Raw genomic sequence first — 16,913 nt, forward strand, 5'->3', positions numbered from 1 at the left:
GGAGCCGGACGCCCCCGGGGCGACCGGCGCCCCTGGCGCGGGGGCAGTCGCCGGGCCCGGCGCGCGGTCCGGCGCGACAGCGCACGCGACGTCAGTTGCCGGAACGCCCGGCAGGGCAGGGGGCGGACCGGCCCAAGGGCCGACTGCGGGGGCACACGCCGGACCCGGCGTGATGACGGCAGGGGCGGCGTACGCGGCGGCGGGCGCCGGACCGGGCGCGGGCGCGGACCCGGGGGCCGGTGGCGGATTGGGCGTCGGATCCGGCGAGGGGGCGAACGCCGGGGGTGGCGTTGGTGGCGAGACGTGGGGCGGTGGCGTGGTCGGTGGGGGTGCGGGGTATCAGGTGGCGGGCGTGAGGGGGGAGGTCGGCGGGCGGGTGTGTCCTGAGTGCGGGACCGTCACCGGTGTCGGTGGCGGGCCCGGGTGCTTCTGTGCCGGGCGGGTCGCCCGGGCCCACCGGGCCGGGCGGAGCCAGGAGATCGCCGCCGCCGAGGTCTTCGACGAGCGGCGCGTCCGGCCGTACGTGTCCCTGCCCACGGGGAACGACGAGACCCGCGCCCCGTTCGTCACGGCCGGCCCGCTGCCGCCCCTGGCGGCGCCCGTCCCGTACGGCACCCCGCGGCCCGCCGCGCCGCCGCGCGCCACCCCGGCGCCGCATCGCCGGCGCCCCCTCAAGGCCGTGGCGCTCGGCGCGGCGGCGGTCGCGGTGCTCGGGACGGCGGCATTCGCCGGCGGACTGTTCTCCGGCGACGACTCCGACCCCACGCAGGTGGACGAGAGCCTCGCGGGCTCCCGGCCCACCGCGTCCGCCCCCGACGCCCCGCCGTCGGAGCGGCCGAGCGCGACCCCGCCGCGCTCCGCGACCCCGGACGCGGCGGACGGCGCCGCCTCCGCGCCCACCGCGTCCGCGTCGGAGCCGCCGGCGGCCTCCGCGCCGCCGAAGGCCGTACCGTCAAAACGGCCTTCGGACACGAGCACCCCCACCGACCGCCCGGCCGACGCGGCGCCCAGCACGTCCACGCCTCCCCCCGCTCTCGCGGGCGGTGCGCTGCGTCTCGGCGACTCCGGTCCCGAGGTCGCCGAGCTCCAGCAGCGGCTGGCGGGGATACTGCTCTACCAGGGCGCCCCGGACGGCCAGTTCGACCAGCGCGTACAGGTGGCGGTCGCGGCGTACCAGATCTACCGGAAGATCGGCGGCGACCCGCGCGGCGTCTACGGCCCGGACACGCGCAGAGCCCTGGAAGCGGAGGGGACGGGCAATGGGCCGGGGCAGGGAGCCGGGCCCGGGCGGGATCACCAGGGCCCCGGCCGACGCCACTGACCCACTTTGTACAATCACTGAACAAAGCGGCTCCGGACGTACTCCCTGACCGGCGGTCGGGGCCGCTTGCCTCTTCCCGCACCCCCTGGAGCCCCCCGATGCCGGCCAGCCCCACGCCCGCCACGACCGTCCTGACGACCCGTGGCCTCCTCCTGGACATGGACGGCACCCTCGTCAACTCCGACGCCGTGGTGGAGCGCTGGTGGCGCCGCTGGGCGGTCGAGCACGGCCTGGACCCGGACGAGGCCCTCAAGGTCGTCCACGGACGCCAGGGGCACGCCACCATGGCCGTCCTGCTCCCGGACCGGCCGGTGGAGCAGAACCTCGCCGACAACCGCGTGATGCTCGCCCAGGAGACCGCCGACACGGACGGCGTGATCCCCGTCGCCGGCGCCCCCGCCTTCCTGGCGTCCCTCGCCGGTCTGCCCCACGCGCTGGTCACCTCGGCGGACGAGACCCTGGCCACGACCCGCATGAAGGCCGCCGCCCTCCCCCTCCCCGCCCTCCGCGTCACGGCGGAGTCGGTCACCTCCAGCAAGCCCCACCCGGAGGGCTTCCTCCAGGGCGCGGCGGCCCTCGGCCTGGCCCCGGCGGACTGCGTGGCGTTCGAGGACTCGGAGGCGGGCATCACGGCGGCCCGCGCGGCCGGCATGCGCGTGGTCGGCGTCGGCCCCCGCGCCCTGCCCCACGCCCCCACCGCCCACGTGGAAGACCTCACCCACGTCCGCGTGGAAGCCCTCCCGGACGGCGGCGGGATCCGCCTCCACCTCACGGCCTGACGGTACGGGGGGTCGGGAGCGCCCCGCCGAACTCCCGGCCCCCCGGCCGACGGTGACCACCACCGCACCACCACCGCACCACCACCGCACCACCACCGCACCACCAGCACCTCCGCCACCCCCTCCACCGCGGCCCCCAACTGGGCGCCCCGCGCCCCCCGTACGCCCCCCACCACACGCAACAACCCCCACACCACCCCGAATCAACGCGCGTCCACCTCTTGATATGACGTGCACATGTCGTCACGCTGTTACCTGACGCCCACCCCCACGAAACCCGCCACCGCGACGATTGCGGGCGGTCGTCGTACAGCTCTCTCCACACCCCCACCACAAGGGAGTCCGCATGTCTGGTGTCTACGCGCGTGGAATTCGCCGCACCGCCGTCCTCGCCGTCTCCGCCGCCCTCGCCGCGGCAGCCACGCTGCTCACCGCCCCCACCGCCCAGGCCGCGCTCCCCACGCCGGTCAGCGCCGCCACCGCCCGTACGTACCTCACGCAGCTGACGGTGAAGGCGGAAGGTTCCTCCAGCGGTTACAGCCGCGACCTGTTCCCGCACTGGATCACCCAGTCCGGCGCCTGCAACACCCGCGAGGTCGTGCTCAAGCGCGACGGTACGAACGTCGTCCAGGACTCCAGCTGCGCCGCCACCAGCGGCCGGTGGTTCTCGGTCTACGACGGCGCCACCTGGTCCGCCGCCGCCGACGTGGACATCGACCACATGGTGCCGCTCGCCGAGGCCTGGCGTTCCGGCGCGAGCAGCTGGACCACCTCCCAGCGGCAGTCCTTCGCCAACGACCTCACGCGGCCGCAGCTCATCGCGGTCACGGACAACGTCAACCAGGCCAAGGGCGACCAGGACCCGGCCACCTGGCTGCCGTCCGTCACCTCGTACCGCTGCACCTACGTCCGCGCCTGGGTGCAGGTGAAGTACTACTGGAAGCTGTCGGTCGACTCGGCGGAGAAGAGCGCGCTCCAGTCGATCCTGAACGGCTGCTGACCGGCCGCCGACCGGCCGCCGACCGACGGCGAACGGGCCACGAACAGGCCACGGACCGGAGAACGTTTCCCGATCCGCGCCCCGATCCGCGCTCTGATCACCCGCCCCACTCGCCACGTCCCTCCGTCGTTCCGTACCGTACGGAACGACGGAGGAGGGCAAACATGACCGGGCTGCGCCTGGGACCACTGCTGCGGTACGTCGACTGGGACGGCCGCGGCACCGCGACCGTCTGGGTCGAGAGCGACCGGCCGTGCACCGCCGAAGTACGGTGCGAGGACGGGGCGTACGGCACCTCCCGTACGTTCACCGTCGCCGGCCACCACTACGCCCTGATCCCGGTGACCGGGCTGACCCCCGGCACCGCCACCCCCTACGAGGTGGTGCTCGACGGCCACCGCGTCTGGCCGCCCGAGGAGTCCCGCTTCCCGCCGAGCGTGATCCGCAGCCCCACCGCGGACACGACCGACCTGCGGGTCTCCTTCGGCTCCTGCCGCTGGGCGTCCCCGCCGCACGGCGAGCCCGACCCGGTCGGCCCCGACGCCCTCGACACCCTCGCGCTGCGCATCGCCGCCGAGACCACCGCGACCGGCGGGACCCGCGCGACGGGCCCGGACGGCCAGGGGCACGAACGCCCCGACGTCCTCCTGCTCATCGGCGACCAGGTCTACGCGGACGAGACCTCGAAGGCGACCCAGAGCTGGCTCGCGAAACGCCGTGACCTCAGCGAGCCGCCCGGCGAACAGGTCGCCGACTATCAGGAGTACAGCCATCTGTACGACGAGTCGTGGGGCGACCCGGACGTCCGCTGGCTGCTCTCCACCGTCCCCAGCTGCATGATCTTCGACGACCACGACCTGATCGACGACTGGAACACCAGCGACGCCTGGGTCGCCGACATGCGCGAGACGCCCTGGTGGCAGGAGCGCGTCCTCAGCGGGCTGATGTCGTACTGGGTCTACCAGCACCTCGGCAACCTCTCCCCCGCCGAACTGGAGACCGACGAGGTGTACGCGGAGGTCCGCGCCGCGTCCGACGGCACGGAGCGGCTCAGGGAGTTCGCCTCCGAGGCCGACCGCGATCCGGCGGGGGTGCGGTGGAGCTACCGGCGCGACTTCGGCCGTACGCGACTGGTCATGGTCGACTCCCGGGCCGCGCGCGTCCTGAAGGAGAGCGAGCGCGCGATGCTCGACGAGGGCGAGGAGCGGTGGGTCCGCGAACAGGCCCTCGACGGGCGGGAGCCGTCCGGCGCGCAGGGGTCGCACGGCGGGCAGGGTTCGGGCGACGGGCAGGGTTCGGGCGACGGGCGGGGATCGTACGACCATCTCCTCGTCGGTACGTCCCTGCCCTGGCTGCTCCCGCCCTTCATCCACGACGTCGAGTCCTGGGACTCCGCCCTCTGCGGCGGTGAACGCGGCCCGCGCTGGGCCCGGTTCGGCGAGTGGCTGCGCCGGGGGGCCGACCTGGAGCACTGGGCGGCCTTCCCCAAGTCCTTCGAGAAACTGGCCGCGTTGATAGCGGAGGCCGGCAGCGGCCCGGGGGCGCCGGCGACCGTGTGCGTACTGTCGGGAGACGTGCATCACGCGTACATCGCCGAACCGCGTTGGACGGACGGCTCGGGCGGACCGGACGCGCGGGTCCTCCAGTTGACCTGTTCGCCGGTGCACAACTCCATCCCCGCCTCGATGAAGATCGGTTTCCGGTTCGGCTGGAGCCGGCTGGGCCGGGGCCTGGGCCGCGCGCTCAGGCGGCACGGCCGGGTGGGCCATTCGTCGGTCTCGTGGCGCAGGACGGGCGGCCCGTGGTTCGGCAACCAGCTGATGACGCTGACGCTGCGTGGCCGGTCCGCCGACCTGAGGCTGGATCACGCGCTCGCGAAGGAGGGCGGCGCGGAGTTGGTGACCGTACAGGAGCGGTCCCTGACTCCGTGACAAGCCGCCCGGGGCGGTCGGACCACTCCGACCGCCCCGGGGGCGCCGAATGCGCGATCCGCACAAACTCTTTCCCGAACCCCCTTGATTTCCTTGCCCCCACCCCTCCGTGATCCTTCCCACAGAGGGTGATCCCCCGCCCAAGGGTTCGACTCCCGGCGGACCAACGGCATGATGAGCGGACGATCCGCTTCCAGTGGCGGCCTTCCCTTCCTCCACCCCCCATGTCCCGGGAGCCACAGCTTGTCCGATGTACGGCAGCCTCTGCCCCACTCCCTCGCCGTCGTCGGCGCCGGCCCCCGCGGCACCTCGGTTCTCGAAAGACTCTGCGCGTCCGTGCCCGAACTCGCCCCGGACGTCCCGCTGACGGTGCACGTGGTCGACCCGGAGCCGCCGGGCGCCGGGCGGGTCTGGCGCACCGACCAGCCCGCCGAGCTGCTGATGAACACGGTCGCCTCGCAGGTCACGGTGTTCACCGACCCGACCGTGGCGTGCGAGGGGCCGATACGGCCGGGTCCGAGTCTGTACGAGTGGGCCGTGGACCGGCCCGGTGAGCGCCTCGGCCCCGACGACTACCCGAGCCGGGCGTCGTACGGCCGCTATCTGGAGTGGGCGTTCCGGCGTACGGCGGACCACGCCCCGGAGAACGTGACGGTGGTGGTGCACCGGGCGCGGGCGATCCGTCTGGATGACGACCTCACGGATCTGGCGGACCCGGCGGCCTCGACGGACGCGACGGACTTGTCCACTGCGAAGAACGCGGACGCGAACGTCCCGGGCGGCCCAGGACGCCCCGCCCTCCGCCGCCCCCGCCAGATCCTCACCCTCGACAACGGGACGACGCTCTCCGGGCTCTCCGCCGTGGTGCTCGCCCAAGGTCACCTACCGGTGATTTTCGGTCAGACCCAGGCCGTACTCGCGGAGTATGCGGAGCGTCACCGTCTGCGCTACGTCCCGCCCTCGAATCCCGCCGATGTCGACCTCTCCGGGATCGCTCCCGGCGCACCGGTGCTCCTGCGCGGGCTCGGCCTCAACTTCTTCGACCACATGGCGCTGCTGACGGCGGGCCGCGGCGGGATCTTCGCTCGCGACACCGAGGGTGTCCTCGTATACCACCCGTCGGGCCGCGAGCCCGAGTTGTACGCGGGATCGCGGCGCGGGATCCCGTACCAGGCGCGCGGGGACAACGCGAAGGGCCCTTCCGAGCGGCACCGCCCGCTGGTGCTGACGCCGGACGTGATCGCGGCGTTCCGCAAGCGCGCGGACGACGGCGACCGGCCGGACTTCCTGACGGAGATATGGCCGCTGGTCGCGAAGGAGGTGGAGGCGGTCTACTACGCGACGGTCCTGGCCACGGGCGCGGGCCCCGCCTCCCCCGTCCCCCTGCCCGCCTTCCTGGACCGCTTCCTCGTGGCGCCGCACGGCAGCCCGCAGGAGTCCGCCGTCCTGGAGGACGCCGGATTCGAGGCCGCCGCGCGCTGGTCCTGGGACCGGATCTCCCGCCCGTACGGCGGCCGGGTCTTCCTCGATCCCGCCGATCACCGCGCCTGGTTGCTGACCCATCTGCGCAAGGACGCCGCCGAGGCCGCGCTCGGCAATGTCGCGGGCCCGGTCAAGGCGGCCCTGGACGTCCTGCGCGACCTGCGCAACGAACTGCGGCTGATCGTGGACCACGCCGGCCTGTCCGGTTCCTCGCGGCGTGATCATCTCGACCGCTGGTACACGCCGTTGAACGCGTTCCTCTCCATCGGGCCGCCCCGCCGCCGCATCGAGGAGATGACCGCCCTGATCGAGGCGGGCGTGCTCGACGTGATCGGGCCGCGGATGAACGTACGGGTGCAGGACGGGGTGTTCGTGGCCGAGTCCCCCGAGGTGCCGGGATCGGCCGTACGGGCCACGACCCTCGTGGAGGCCAGGCTCCCGGAACCGGATCTGCGGCGCGGCTGCGACCCGTTGCTCTCGCGGCTGCTGAAGACGGGTCAGTGCCGGCCGCACACCGTCGGTGGTTACGAGACGGGTGGCCTGGATGTAACACGTCGCCCGTACCACCTGATCGACCGTCAGGGGGAGCCCCACCCGCGGAGGTTCGCGCTGGGCGTGCCGACCGAGGGAGTGCACTGGGTGACGGCGGCGGGCGCGCGGCCGGGTGTCGACTCCGTGATGCTCTCGGAGACCGACGCGGTGGCACGTGCCACCTTGGACATCCTGGTCAGAGGCGCGAAACAGGACGCGGCGCGAATTGATCGCCGCCCAAATGTTGAACTTGCAAGCATTGATTAGGGATACCTAACGTGAGGGAGCCACTCATCGGTCCAGACCATTGATCGAAGGAGTACAACCCCCCATGAATGCACGCCTCAACCACGCACAGCCCTACGCACTCGGACTGTTCCGGGTGGTCGTAGGACTCCTCTTCGCGTTCCACGGCGCGTCCTCGGTCTTCGGACTCTTCGGCAAGGACGCCACCTCGGCCGGTACGTGGCCGGGCTGGTACGCCGCCCTCATCGAGCTGGTCGGGGGCGCGCTGATCCTGCTCGGCCTCGGGACCAGGACCGCCGCGTTCATCTCCTCGGGCTCGATGGCGTACGCGTACTTCACCGTGCACCAGCCGGAGGCGCTCCTCCCCATCCAGAACCAGGGCGAGGGCGCGGCCATCTTCTGCTGGGCGTTCCTGCTGATCGTCTTCACCGGCCCGGGCGCCTTCGCCCTGGACCAGCTCTTCACCTCGCGCGGGTCCGGCGGCGCGGGTCGCGGATCCGGGTCCGGGTCCGGTTCCGGGGAGGAGCGGAAGGAACAGTCGGCGCCGGTGGCCGCCTGACCTCGTACCGACTTATCCCTTTCATGCGCTTTTGACGGTGCCCCGGCCTCCCCTGGCGGCCGGGGCACCGTCAAGGCCGTAAGAGCATGCTCCCGGGAAAGGCTGGAAATTCCGGGCGCCCCGGCGCGTCGGCCCGTACCCTTCAGGCGTACGCTGTATGGCTGGCAAGCTGCTCCTGTCTGCACTCCTGCGACTACGCGGCGTTGTTCACAGGATCGGGCGGGGAGTCGGAAAAGTGTTGGACAGTTTGGGGTCGCTGACGGGCAGCCCATGGATCTACGCCGTCGTGGCTCTCTCCGTACTCCTGGACGTGTTTCTGCCCGTCCTACCCAGCGGCGTGCTGGTGATCACGGCCGCGACGGCGGCGGCCGCCGGTACGAGCACGGTCGTCAACGCGGCCGACCAGGTGGCCCGCGTCCCGCGCGAGGTGCCCTCGCTCCTCATCCTGATGTTCTGCGCGGCGGGCGCGTCCGTCCTCGGTGACCTGGCGGCGTTCCGGCTCGCGTGGCGCGGCGGCGACCGGCTGGACCGGGCCATCGCGCGCTCCCGCCGGCTGACCACCGCCCAGAAGCGTCTCGGCGGCGCGCTCGGCGCGGGCGGCGGCATCCTGGTCGTCATCGCGCGCTTCGCGCCGGCGGGCCGCTCGGTGGTGTCCCTCGGCGCGGGCGCGGCGCACGGCAAGGTGAAGGAGTTCCTGCCCTGGTCGGCGCTGGCGGCGGTCGCGTGGACGGGGTACAGCGTGGGCCTCGGCTACTTCGGCGGCCAGTGGCTGGGCGCGAGCTGGGTGGGCGCGGCGCTGTCCGTACTGGCGCTGTTCGCGGCGGGCTCCCTGGCCGCGTACCTCATGCGCCGGCCGGCCCAGGAGGCGGCGGAGGCGAGCCGGGCGAAGGCGGCCCTGGCGGACCTGGCGGAGTCCGTACAGGTGCCGGTCCAGGCGCAGCCGGCGCCGTCCGAGCCGGTACCGGCGTCCTAGGGCGGCGGGCGCGGGCTCCTCTTGCGACTCGGGGGGCGGACGGCTCAGGGGTCAGGCGTCCGCGGTCTCCTTGACGGCCTCGGTGGCCTCGGTGGCCTCGGTGGTCGCCCGCTTGGAGCCGCCCCGGACCTCGATGCCATGGAGCAGCCTCGCCGTGGCCTCCGCGATCTCGTCCACGGCCTGCGCGAAGACCTCGCGGTTGTGGGCGGCGGGCTCACGGAAGCCCGACACCTTGCGTACGTACTGGAGGGCGGCGGCCCTGATGTCGTCCTCGGTGGCCTCTTCGGGGAGGACGGGCGGGCGGAGGGTCTTGATGCTGCGGCACATGCCTCCAGTGTGCCGCGTCCGGCCTTCCGGTGTCCCGCGTTCGGCGGCCGGGCGGCACTGGTCAGTCACAAAACCGAACTGATAAGTTCGCCCGCATGACTCTCCTCGACCCGGCCGATCCGCTGCACGGACCCGATCCGGTGACCGGACCCGATCCGGTGGATCTCGCCACCCTGACCGGCCTGGAACTCCTCCGCCGGGCCCAGAAGCGGCCCGACGCCGTGCCGTCCATCGGGCGGCTGCTGGGGATGACGTTCGACGAGGTCGAGGAGGGACGGGTGGTCATGTCCCTCACCACGCGCCCGGACTTCGCCAACCCGCTCGGCTCGGTGCACGGCGGTATCGCCGCGGCGCTGCTCGACTCGGTCGTGGGCTGCGCGGTGCACTCGACGCTTCCCGCCGGTGTCGGGTTCACGACGCTGGAGCTGAAGGTGAACTACATCCGTACGGTCGCCCTGGACGCGGGCCGGCTCACGGCGGAGGGCACCACGATCCACGTGGGCCGGCGCACCGCGACCGCCGAGGGCCGGGTCACGGACGAGCGCGGCAAGCTGGTCGCCCACGCGACGACGACCTGCCTGATCCTGCGCCCGTAGGGCGCCCCGGAGCGGGGACCGGTCAGGCCCGGACCGAGGGGATCATCCGGCGCGGGTCGATGGCCTCGCCGCAGTCGGGGCAGGACAGTTCGGGCGCGATGGTGTGCCCGCAGGTCTCGTGGCGCAGCCGTACGGGCGGGCCGTCGTCGCCCGCCATCCACCGGTCGCCCCAGGTGAGCAGCGAGACGATCACGGGGTAGAGGCCGACGCCCTTCTCGGTGAGCCGGTACTCGTACCGCTCCGGCCGTTCCTGGTACCGCACCCGCCGCAGCACCCCGTGCTCGACGAGCGTGCCGAGCCGCTCCGTGAGCACCGGCCGGGAGGCGCCGGTACGGCTCCGGAAGTCCTCGAACCGCCGTACCCCCGCGAAGGCGTCGCGCAGGACGAGCAGCGTCCAGCGGTCCCCCACCACGGACAAGGCCCGGGCGATCGAACAGTCCACCTCACCGATCTCGCTCCAGCGCATTCCCCGAGTGTAGAAGGACGGCACGCGCGGTCGGCCGGTCGCGCGCGGCCACTCGCGCACGCCCGCTCCCGCGCGGCCGGGATGTCACACTCCGGGGCGCCGGCGGCTCTCAGGACGGGAACGGAGCGAAAGAGGAGGCCACGATGCCCGACACGACGAACGAAGAGCCGCCGAAGGAAACCCCCTCCACGCCCACGGAGGTGTTCACCGACCACCGCGAACTGCTCTTCTCCCTCGTCTACAACATGCTCGGCAGCGTGGCCGACACCGAGGACATTCTCCAGGAGACCTGGCTCGCGTGGGCGTCCAGGAGCGCGGCCCCGGACGCGGCCCCCGTGGAGCATCCGAGGGCCTATCTCGTACGGATCGCGGTGAACGGGGCCGTGGCCCGCCGCGCGGCCATCACCAGGCGCCGTGAGACGTACGTGGGCTCCTGGCTGCCGGAACCCCTGGTCGCCACGCCTACGACGGACACCGGGGACGCGGCGGAGGCGGTCGAGCGCACCGAATCCGTCTCGCTGGCGATGATGGTGGTGCTGGAGACGCTCACCCCGCTGGAACGCGCGGTGTTCGTGCTGCACGAGGTGTTCGGCTACGCGCACACCGAGACCGCCGGCATCCTGGGCCGTACCCCCGCCGCCGTACGCCAACTCGCCCACCGCGCGCGGGAACACGTCCACGCCCGGCGCCCCCGCTACCGCGCCGACCCGAAACTGCGGCAGCAGGTCACCGAACGTTTTGTGGCCGCGGCCTTCGGCGGCGACCTGGCGGCGCTGCTGCGCCTCCTCGCCCCGGACGTCACACTCTGGAGCGACGGCGGAGGCAAGTCCAGGGCCGCGGGCCCCCGCCCGGTCCACGGCAGCGACAACGTGGCCCGCCTACTGGTCGCCCGCGCCACGCACGCGCCCGAGGACCTCAGCATCCGCTACCGGCGGGTCAACGGGGACCCGTCGGCGGTGCTGTTCAGCGGGGAGTCCCCGTTCGCGGTGCTGGTGGTGGACCTGACCCCGGAGGGGGACCGGGTGAGCGACATCTACAACATCACAAACCCAGACAAACTAACGACCCTGACCAACTGACCCAGAACCGAGGGACCCAGAACCAACCGAACCGGAACCGACCCAACCACAACCAACCGCACTAAAAAGGAATGACCCCATTCCCAGAAATCCGCAGCCTCCCGCTCCCGATGGCGGTGGTCGTGGCGACGACGACCCCTTCCTGCCCGTCGGGCAGCCGGATCGTCACGTCCCCGCTCTCCATGGCCGCGAGGAAGCCCTCCGCCACCTCCCCGGTCTGCGCACTGCCGCCCCACTGCCTGACGTCACCGCTCCGACTGCCGCTCAACGTCGCGACGACCTCGATGGCGGAGTCCCCGGCGATGAGGGTCGCGGGCCCCTGATAGTTGCTCATCCCCCCAGTGTGCGCCCCACCGCACCCACCCCCCGCCACCACGCACCCAAAAGCCCCCCGGCCCGGACGAAGCGTCCCATGGCCCGTCACCGGAGTCGCAGGACGCCAGGAGCGCGATCTTCGAAGATTTTGAGCAGCCAGTCACCGTCTCCGGGTAGCCGAGAGTCTCGCGAAGGCGTCGAGGTTTCGACCGAAGTAGCCCTCGGGACCGGAGGACACGCGCGGCTCCGCGCCGGACCATCAGCTGGTCTCTTGGGGCAATCAGCCATCGAAGCGGTTCCAGTCGACAGGGAGGTCGGCCAGCGGGTCCAGGGCGCTTCGGTGGGTGGCGCCGGCCCAGGCATCAAATGCTTCGCCATCCTCGCTGCTGACATGCATGACGAGGCCGGGGGCCACATAGAAGCGGGTGGGCGCCCAGGGCCAAAAGGGACGCAGGGGCACAAGGTGGAGGGCTTCCGTGAGTTGCTCGACCTGTGGTGCGGTGAGTCTGCGGGGCAGGGCGAGGTATTCGGCGCCCATGGAGGCCTCGAAGAGGGAGAACTGGATCAGGAAGCCGCTGAGCGGTTCCTGTTCGGCGATCGGCTCCTCGTCGAATTCACGGAACCAGACAGTCGGATCGGCTTCAGGTCCCTCAAGCGTCCACAGGAGTGACCAGAAGAAGCCTCCTTGGTTCTCGACGCCGAAGACGAGCATCTCCCCGAGGTGGTCGGTGGGCAGGTCTGGCTCGGGCAGGATCCTGTTCTGGATTCCGAGGGCACGCGGCCGCTGCTTCGCGAGCCGGTACAGCTGTCCCAGTCCACCGGGAAGGCGTGACGCGGAGTCACCGGTGGGCGATTCGGTGGCGTCCGCGGTGGGGTACCAGCCGGTGACGAACTGCTCGAGAGCTGCCGCACGGTCACCGTCCACATTCCCCAGCCACTCCAAGTCCGGCAAATGCTCAGGTGGAAGTGGTGGCCGTACTCGGTTGAGGAGTTCTCTGCTCAAGGGTGCCTCAAAGCGCAGCTCACAGTCGGTGAGAACACCGTCGGAGGTGCCGGCCTGGCTCACTTGAGCGGTGCCCAGGTACAAAACCTCACCTCCGACGCGGGCCGCGATGTGGATGGGCAACGAGCCTTCGTCCACCCCCCAGGGCACCCCCACGAGTCGCTCCGTGACCGGCGCCGGTGCGGGCCCGATCAAGCGGACCTCCTCAGCGTTCCACACACCGCTTTTGGCGCGTGCGTCACTCGCTTCCGCGATGATCACCATTCCGGCCGGGCCTATGACGACACTGGCACCGCCCACCGTGAAGCGCCTGGGTACTACCGAGCCGCCGACGAGCACGGGCACGTACTCCCGATCGAACACCAGCGCTGGAAGGACAGCGGGAACCTGATCATTCATTCGCGCATCATCCTCAAGGGCGCGGGGGTGGCCAGGACAGCAAGCGACTGTTCCTCGATGTCATCGAGCGCCGCGTACGCCGAGCCGGGTCGTACCGGGCCGCGATCCGCGCCACCGCCCCGCACGTCGGCGAGCGGGTCAGGAAAGTCCGGCCGGCAGAGCCCGGCAAACGCGTCCGGCACGTGAGTGGCACGACGTCGCGGCTCAGGAACGGACAAGCCCCAGGATCCCGGTTCCGTACCGGTGACCTGGGGCTTCGTCGTGCTTCTTGCTGGTGGGCGCGGACGGGTTCGAACCGCCGACATCTGCTTTGTAAGAGCAGCGCTCTACCCCTGAGCTACGCACCCGTGGATGAGGCAACAGCGTACATGGACAAGGGGGCCGGGCCGCAAACCCATTGGGGTCGGGCGCGGAGGGGACGGGGGGTGCGGGGGTTAGCCCCACCCTCGAGACGGTGGGCCGCCGGATCGGCTTGGGTGGGGTGGCGTTCGTACGGTGGGAGGGCAGGCCGGACCTGCGCAGGATCTATGGGGGGACGATCATTGTGGACGCTTTCGTTGACCGCGCCGACCGCCGCACCCGCCGGGGTGTTCGCGCGCTGCTCGCGGTCGGGGGCGGGGCGCTGCTCGCGCTCGCCGTCACCGGGTGCGGCGGTGGGTCGGACGTGTCCGACGCGCCCGTCGAGCACCGGTCGTTCGCCTTCTCCGGCAAGAAGCTGACCATCGACGCGGGGAACTCGTCGGTCACGCTCGTCCCCGCCGACGTGAAGACCGTGGACGTCACCCGGCAGGTCGACGGCTGGGTGTTCCTGGGGAACGGGCCCGACGCCGAGTGGCGGATGTCGGGCGGGACGCTCACGCTCCGCGTGAAGTGCGACGCCGTCGCCAGCGACTGCGAGGCGCGGCACCGGGTGAAGGTGCCGCGCGGCGTCGCCGTGAGCGTCGAGGCGGACAACGGGAAGGTCCTCGCGACCGGCTTCGACACCGCGCTGAGCCTGGTGGCGCGGAACGGCTCCGTGACCGTCCGGGACTCCGGGGGGACGCTCGACCTGGGCAGCGACAACGGCAGGATCGTCGCCGAGGGCGTCCGCGCCAGGACCGTCACCGCCAAGGCGGACAACGGCTCCGTCCACCTCGCCCTCACCGCCGTACCCGACTCCGTGGACACCTCCAGCGACAACGGCAGGATCGTCATCGATCTCCCCAGGTCGAAGACCGCCTACGCGGTGACCGCCGACAGCGACAACGGCAGGGCCGACGTCGACGTACCGACCGACAGGAACAGCACGCACGTGGTGAAGGCGCGCAGCGACAACGGACAAGTCACGGTCCGAAGCGCGAACTAACGGGCCCGTGTGTTCGTCCTTACCTGGTGGGAGAATGGACCAGGGCAGGGCGGACTCGGCACGGGAGAGGGATGTGACGGCGACACACGCGCAGCCGCACGTAAGAGCGAAGGCGAGTGCCGTCCGTGATGTCCTCACGGTGCTGCTGCTGCCGTTGCCCCTGGCGATCGCGATCCTGCCGGGGGCGTTCGCCGGCGGGGGCACGCGGCGCTGGTTCGGGGGCCGCGGCGAGAGCCAGCGGGCCGACGCGCAGGCGGCGAAGGACGCCGCCGCGGCCGCCTTCTACGAGCTGGACACCGCCCAGCGCGACCTGCGGATCTCCATCGAGACGATCACCGCCGTGGACAGCTCGCCCGGCGCGCGACGCGCCGTGAGCGACTTCACCGCCCTCGGCCACCGCATCGACGAGGTCAGCAGCGGCTACATCAGCGCGGTCGACGCCCACGACCTCGACCGGGACGACCTGGACCCGTCGAGCGTCGCCAAGGCGCGTACGGAACTGACGAAGGCCAAGGACGAGCTGGACCGGGTCAAGGGCGACCTCGACCGGTTCGAGCAGGGCCTCGGGCCCCTCCTGGACAAGGCCGAGACCCAGCTCGCCCGCCTCGCCCCCGCCGTGGAGCGCGCCCGGCAGGGTCTCCTCGCCGCCAGCAACGCGCTCGACGCCGTACGGGCCTCGGGCCTGCGCGCGGACGACCTCGCCGCCCGGCTCGCCCAGCTCGGCCCCGAGCTGACCAAGCTGAACCAAGGCGCCGGGCAGCACGGCGTCACGCAGACCCTCCAGCGCGCGGACCAGGTGCTGCGGGACGCCGAGGCGGTACGGGCCGAGGCGGACCGCCTCCCCGAGCGGGCCAGGGAGATAGACCGCCGGCTGGTGTCGCTCCGTACCCGCGCCCAGGCCCTCACCACCCGCTCGGGCGCCGTGGAGCCGGTCCTGAGCGAGCTGCGCCGCCGGTTCACCGCCGAGTGCTGGCAGGACCTCCAGCACGTCCCCGAGCACGCGGCGACCACCGTCCGCCAGGCCGAGGAGAAGCTCAAGGAGGCGGGCAGGGCGCGCGAGGAGCAGCGGTGGCCGGACGCGACGGCCCTGCTCGGTACGGTCAGGGCGCTGCTGAACAGTACGGACGAGGCGGTGTCGGCCGCCGGTGACCGGTTGCAGCGGCTGAACGCCGTGTCGAAGGACCCGCAGCACGAGATCGACCGCACCCGGTTCGCGATCCGTGACGCGCAGAGGCTGGCGATGGCCGGCCGCAGCGTGCCGGAGCCGCGCCACGCCCGGCCGCTGGACGAGTCCGTGGCCCGGCTGGACCGGGCGGTGGCGGGCCTGGAGGGCCGGCATCCCGACTACTGGCACTTTCTTACGGAGACCGAGGCGGTACGGCAGTCGGTGGCGCATGTGGTGGCCGACATCCGCGAGGAGCGCGGGGCGGGCGCCTGACGGGCGGCGCGCACCCGACACCGCCCGACTTGTGGGGCGGGTGGGGCGGGCGGATCGTGGAGGGAGAAAAGACACGATCCCCCTGGGTACGTACGGCCTGAAGGAGATCCCCCATGACTCTCCCCTCGCTCCGGTCCCTGCACCCACACGCGCCGCCGAGGTTCCGGAGGCCGAGGTCGGGGCCGCCCGAATCCCAGCAGCCGAGGTCCAGACGGCGCGGATCCCGGCAGCCCAGGTCCAGGCCGCCCGAATCCCCACAGCCGAGGTCCGGGCCGCCCCGATCCCAGCAGCCGAGGTCGGAGCCCCCCGAGTCCCGGCGGCCCAGCACGCTGCCGCTCCCGTCCCGGCCGCGGCGGCGCGTACGGATCGACGAAGCCCTCCCCGTGGATCACAAGCTCAACCAGGTCTACCGCGTCGGCGCCGGACTGATCGGCCTCGCGCTGCTGGTCTTCGGGATCCTCGGGCTGATCGACCAGCTCGGCTTCTTCACCACGGGCAGCGACACCGTCGCGGGCCTGAACACCAACGGCACGCTCAGCGTCATCTCCCTCTGCGTCGGTCTGATCCTCTTCGCGGGCATGGTGATCGGCGGCAACGTCGCCTCAACCCTGAACGCGTTCTTCGGCGTGGTCTTCATCGGCAGCGGCTTCGTCAATCTCGCGCTGCTCGACAGCGGCCACAACTTCCTCGCGTTCCGCATGCAGAACGTGCTGTTCAGCTTTGTGGTCGGCATCCTGCTGATGTTCTTCGGGATGTACGGGAGAGTCAGCGGCGGCCTCCCCCACGACAACCCGTACTGGCGGGCCCGCCACCCGGAACAGGCCGAGCGGGAACAGCGCCGGCGGGCCAGGGGCGGCCGGAACCGGGTGGGCGTGGGCTGACACCGATACCCTGGGCGCATGCCTCGCTACGAGTACCGCTGCCGCTCCTGTGGGACCACCTTCGAACTCCGCCGGCCGATGTCCCAGTCCGCCGCCCCCGCGATGTGCCCCGCGGGCCACGAGGACACCGTGAAGCTGCTCTCCACGGTCGCCGTCGGCGGAGCCGCGAAGGGCGGCGACGCCCCGGCCCCCTCGGCGGGCGGCGGGGGCGGCTGCTGCGGTGGCGGCTGCTGCGCCTGACG

At 72.2% G+C, this 16,913-nt stretch carries 17 protein-coding genes and 1 tRNA gene; 13 read left to right on the forward strand and 5 right to left on the reverse strand.

The features are described 5' to 3' along the window. Positions 1 to 352 precede the first annotated feature (352 nt). From ACIODU_RS22805 to ACIODU_RS22835, 7 genes are all read left to right on the forward strand, one after another. Positions 353 to 1,321: a peptidoglycan-binding protein gene (locus ACIODU_RS22805; RefSeq protein ID WP_401769677.1), complete on the forward strand. Its 969-nt coding sequence runs from the start codon at positions 353 to 355 to the stop codon at positions 1,319 to 1,321. Between the two features lie 98 nt (positions 1,322 to 1,419). Continuing rightward, entirely contained in the window at positions 1,420 to 2,100 is a 681-nt protein-coding gene (locus tag ACIODU_RS22810; RefSeq protein WP_401769678.1) for an HAD-IA family hydrolase, read from the forward strand. Positions 2,101 to 2,446: 346 nt separating this feature from the next. Continuing rightward, a complete protein-coding gene (locus ACIODU_RS22815; protein ID WP_327236822.1) occupies positions 2,447 to 3,100 on the forward strand; it encodes an HNH endonuclease family protein in 654 nt (217 codons plus the stop codon). Between the two features lie 164 nt (positions 3,101 to 3,264). Further along, complete coding sequence (locus tag ACIODU_RS22820; protein ID WP_401769679.1) at positions 3,265 to 5,031, forward strand: alkaline phosphatase D family protein; 1,767 nt, start codon at positions 3,265 to 3,267, stop codon at positions 5,029 to 5,031. Between the two features lie 174 nt (positions 5,032 to 5,205). After that, complete coding sequence (locus ACIODU_RS22825) at positions 5,206 to 7,311, forward strand: FAD/NAD(P)-binding protein (RefSeq protein ID WP_401769680.1); 2,106 nt, start codon at positions 5,206 to 5,208, stop codon at positions 7,309 to 7,311. Positions 7,312 to 7,375: 64 nt separating this feature from the next. After that, on the forward strand, positions 7,376 to 7,849 hold the full coding sequence (locus ACIODU_RS22830) for a DoxX family protein (RefSeq protein WP_401769681.1): 474 nt from the start codon (positions 7,376 to 7,378) through the stop codon (positions 7,847 to 7,849). A 235-nt stretch (positions 7,850 to 8,084) separates the two neighbouring features. Next, on the forward strand, positions 8,085 to 8,822 hold the full coding sequence (locus ACIODU_RS22835) for a DedA family protein (protein ID WP_401769682.1): 738 nt from the start codon (positions 8,085 to 8,087) through the stop codon (positions 8,820 to 8,822). Positions 8,823 to 8,873: 51 nt separating this feature from the next. Here ACIODU_RS22835 and ACIODU_RS22840 read toward each other — a convergent pair whose 3' ends face one another. Next, positions 8,874 to 9,149 carry a DUF2277 domain-containing protein gene (locus ACIODU_RS22840; RefSeq protein ID WP_401769683.1) on the reverse strand — a complete coding sequence of 92 codons (276 nt, stop codon included), beginning with the start codon at positions 9,147 to 9,149 and terminating at the stop codon, positions 8,874 to 8,876. A gap of 95 nt (positions 9,150 to 9,244) precedes the next feature. Between ACIODU_RS22840 and ACIODU_RS22845 the strand changes: the two genes are divergently transcribed. After that, positions 9,245 to 9,745: a PaaI family thioesterase gene (locus ACIODU_RS22845; protein WP_356422603.1), complete on the forward strand. Its 501-nt coding sequence runs from the start codon at positions 9,245 to 9,247 to the stop codon at positions 9,743 to 9,745. Between the two features lie 22 nt (positions 9,746 to 9,767). Here the strand turns inward: ACIODU_RS22845 and ACIODU_RS22850 are convergent, their stop codons facing one another. Continuing rightward, the gene (locus ACIODU_RS22850; RefSeq protein WP_161308572.1) at positions 9,768 to 10,211 is read right to left on the reverse strand and encodes a helix-turn-helix domain-containing protein; all 444 of its coding nucleotides are present in this window, start codon (positions 10,209 to 10,211) and stop codon (positions 9,768 to 9,770) included. 143 nt (positions 10,212 to 10,354) lie between these two features. Here ACIODU_RS22850 and sigJ point away from each other — a divergent pair, with 143 nt between their 5' ends. After that, entirely contained in the window at positions 10,355 to 11,290 is a 936-nt protein-coding gene (gene sigJ, locus ACIODU_RS22855; protein ID WP_401769684.1) for an RNA polymerase sigma factor SigJ, read from the forward strand. Between the two features lie 61 nt (positions 11,291 to 11,351). Here the strand turns inward: sigJ and ACIODU_RS22860 are convergent, their stop codons facing one another. The 3 genes from ACIODU_RS22860 to ACIODU_RS22870 all read right to left on the reverse strand — a co-directional run bounded on the left by ACIODU_RS22860 (position 11,352) and on the right by ACIODU_RS22870 (position 13,354). Then, on the reverse strand, positions 11,352 to 11,624 hold the full coding sequence (locus tag ACIODU_RS22860) for a DUF4873 domain-containing protein (protein WP_161308570.1): 273 nt from the start codon (positions 11,622 to 11,624) through the stop codon (positions 11,352 to 11,354). A 261-nt stretch (positions 11,625 to 11,885) separates the two neighbouring features. Continuing rightward, a complete protein-coding gene (locus ACIODU_RS22865) occupies positions 11,886 to 13,007 on the reverse strand; it encodes a hypothetical protein (protein ID WP_401769685.1) in 1,122 nt (373 codons plus the stop codon). A gap of 272 nt (positions 13,008 to 13,279) precedes the next feature. Next, a tRNA-Val gene (locus ACIODU_RS22870) sits at positions 13,280 to 13,354 on the reverse strand. A gap of 197 nt (positions 13,355 to 13,551) precedes the next feature. Here ACIODU_RS22870 and ACIODU_RS22875 point away from each other — a divergent pair. The 4 genes from ACIODU_RS22875 (at position 13,552) to ACIODU_RS22890 (ending at position 16,911) form a co-directional block, all read left to right on the forward strand. Continuing rightward, a complete protein-coding gene (locus ACIODU_RS22875) occupies positions 13,552 to 14,352 on the forward strand; it encodes a DUF4097 family beta strand repeat-containing protein (protein ID WP_401769686.1) in 801 nt (266 codons plus the stop codon). A 73-nt stretch (positions 14,353 to 14,425) separates the two neighbouring features. Continuing rightward, positions 14,426 to 15,790, forward strand: coding sequence for a hypothetical protein (locus ACIODU_RS22880; RefSeq protein WP_356422594.1), 1,365 nt, complete (start codon positions 14,426 to 14,428; stop codon positions 15,788 to 15,790). Positions 15,791 to 16,119: 329 nt separating this feature from the next. Beyond that, positions 16,120 to 16,671, forward strand: coding sequence for a DUF4383 domain-containing protein (locus tag ACIODU_RS22885; protein ID WP_356422752.1), 552 nt, complete (start codon positions 16,120 to 16,122; stop codon positions 16,669 to 16,671). A gap of 18 nt (positions 16,672 to 16,689) precedes the next feature. Next, a complete protein-coding gene (locus ACIODU_RS22890) occupies positions 16,690 to 16,911 on the forward strand; it encodes a zinc ribbon domain-containing protein (protein WP_356422591.1) in 222 nt (73 codons plus the stop codon). Positions 16,912 to 16,913 lie beyond the last annotated feature (2 nt).

The organism is Streptomyces sp. NPDC088261 (genome assembly GCF_044740805.1).
In the GTDB taxonomy this organism is placed as follows: domain Bacteria; phylum Actinomycetota; class Actinomycetes; order Streptomycetales; family Streptomycetaceae; genus Streptomyces.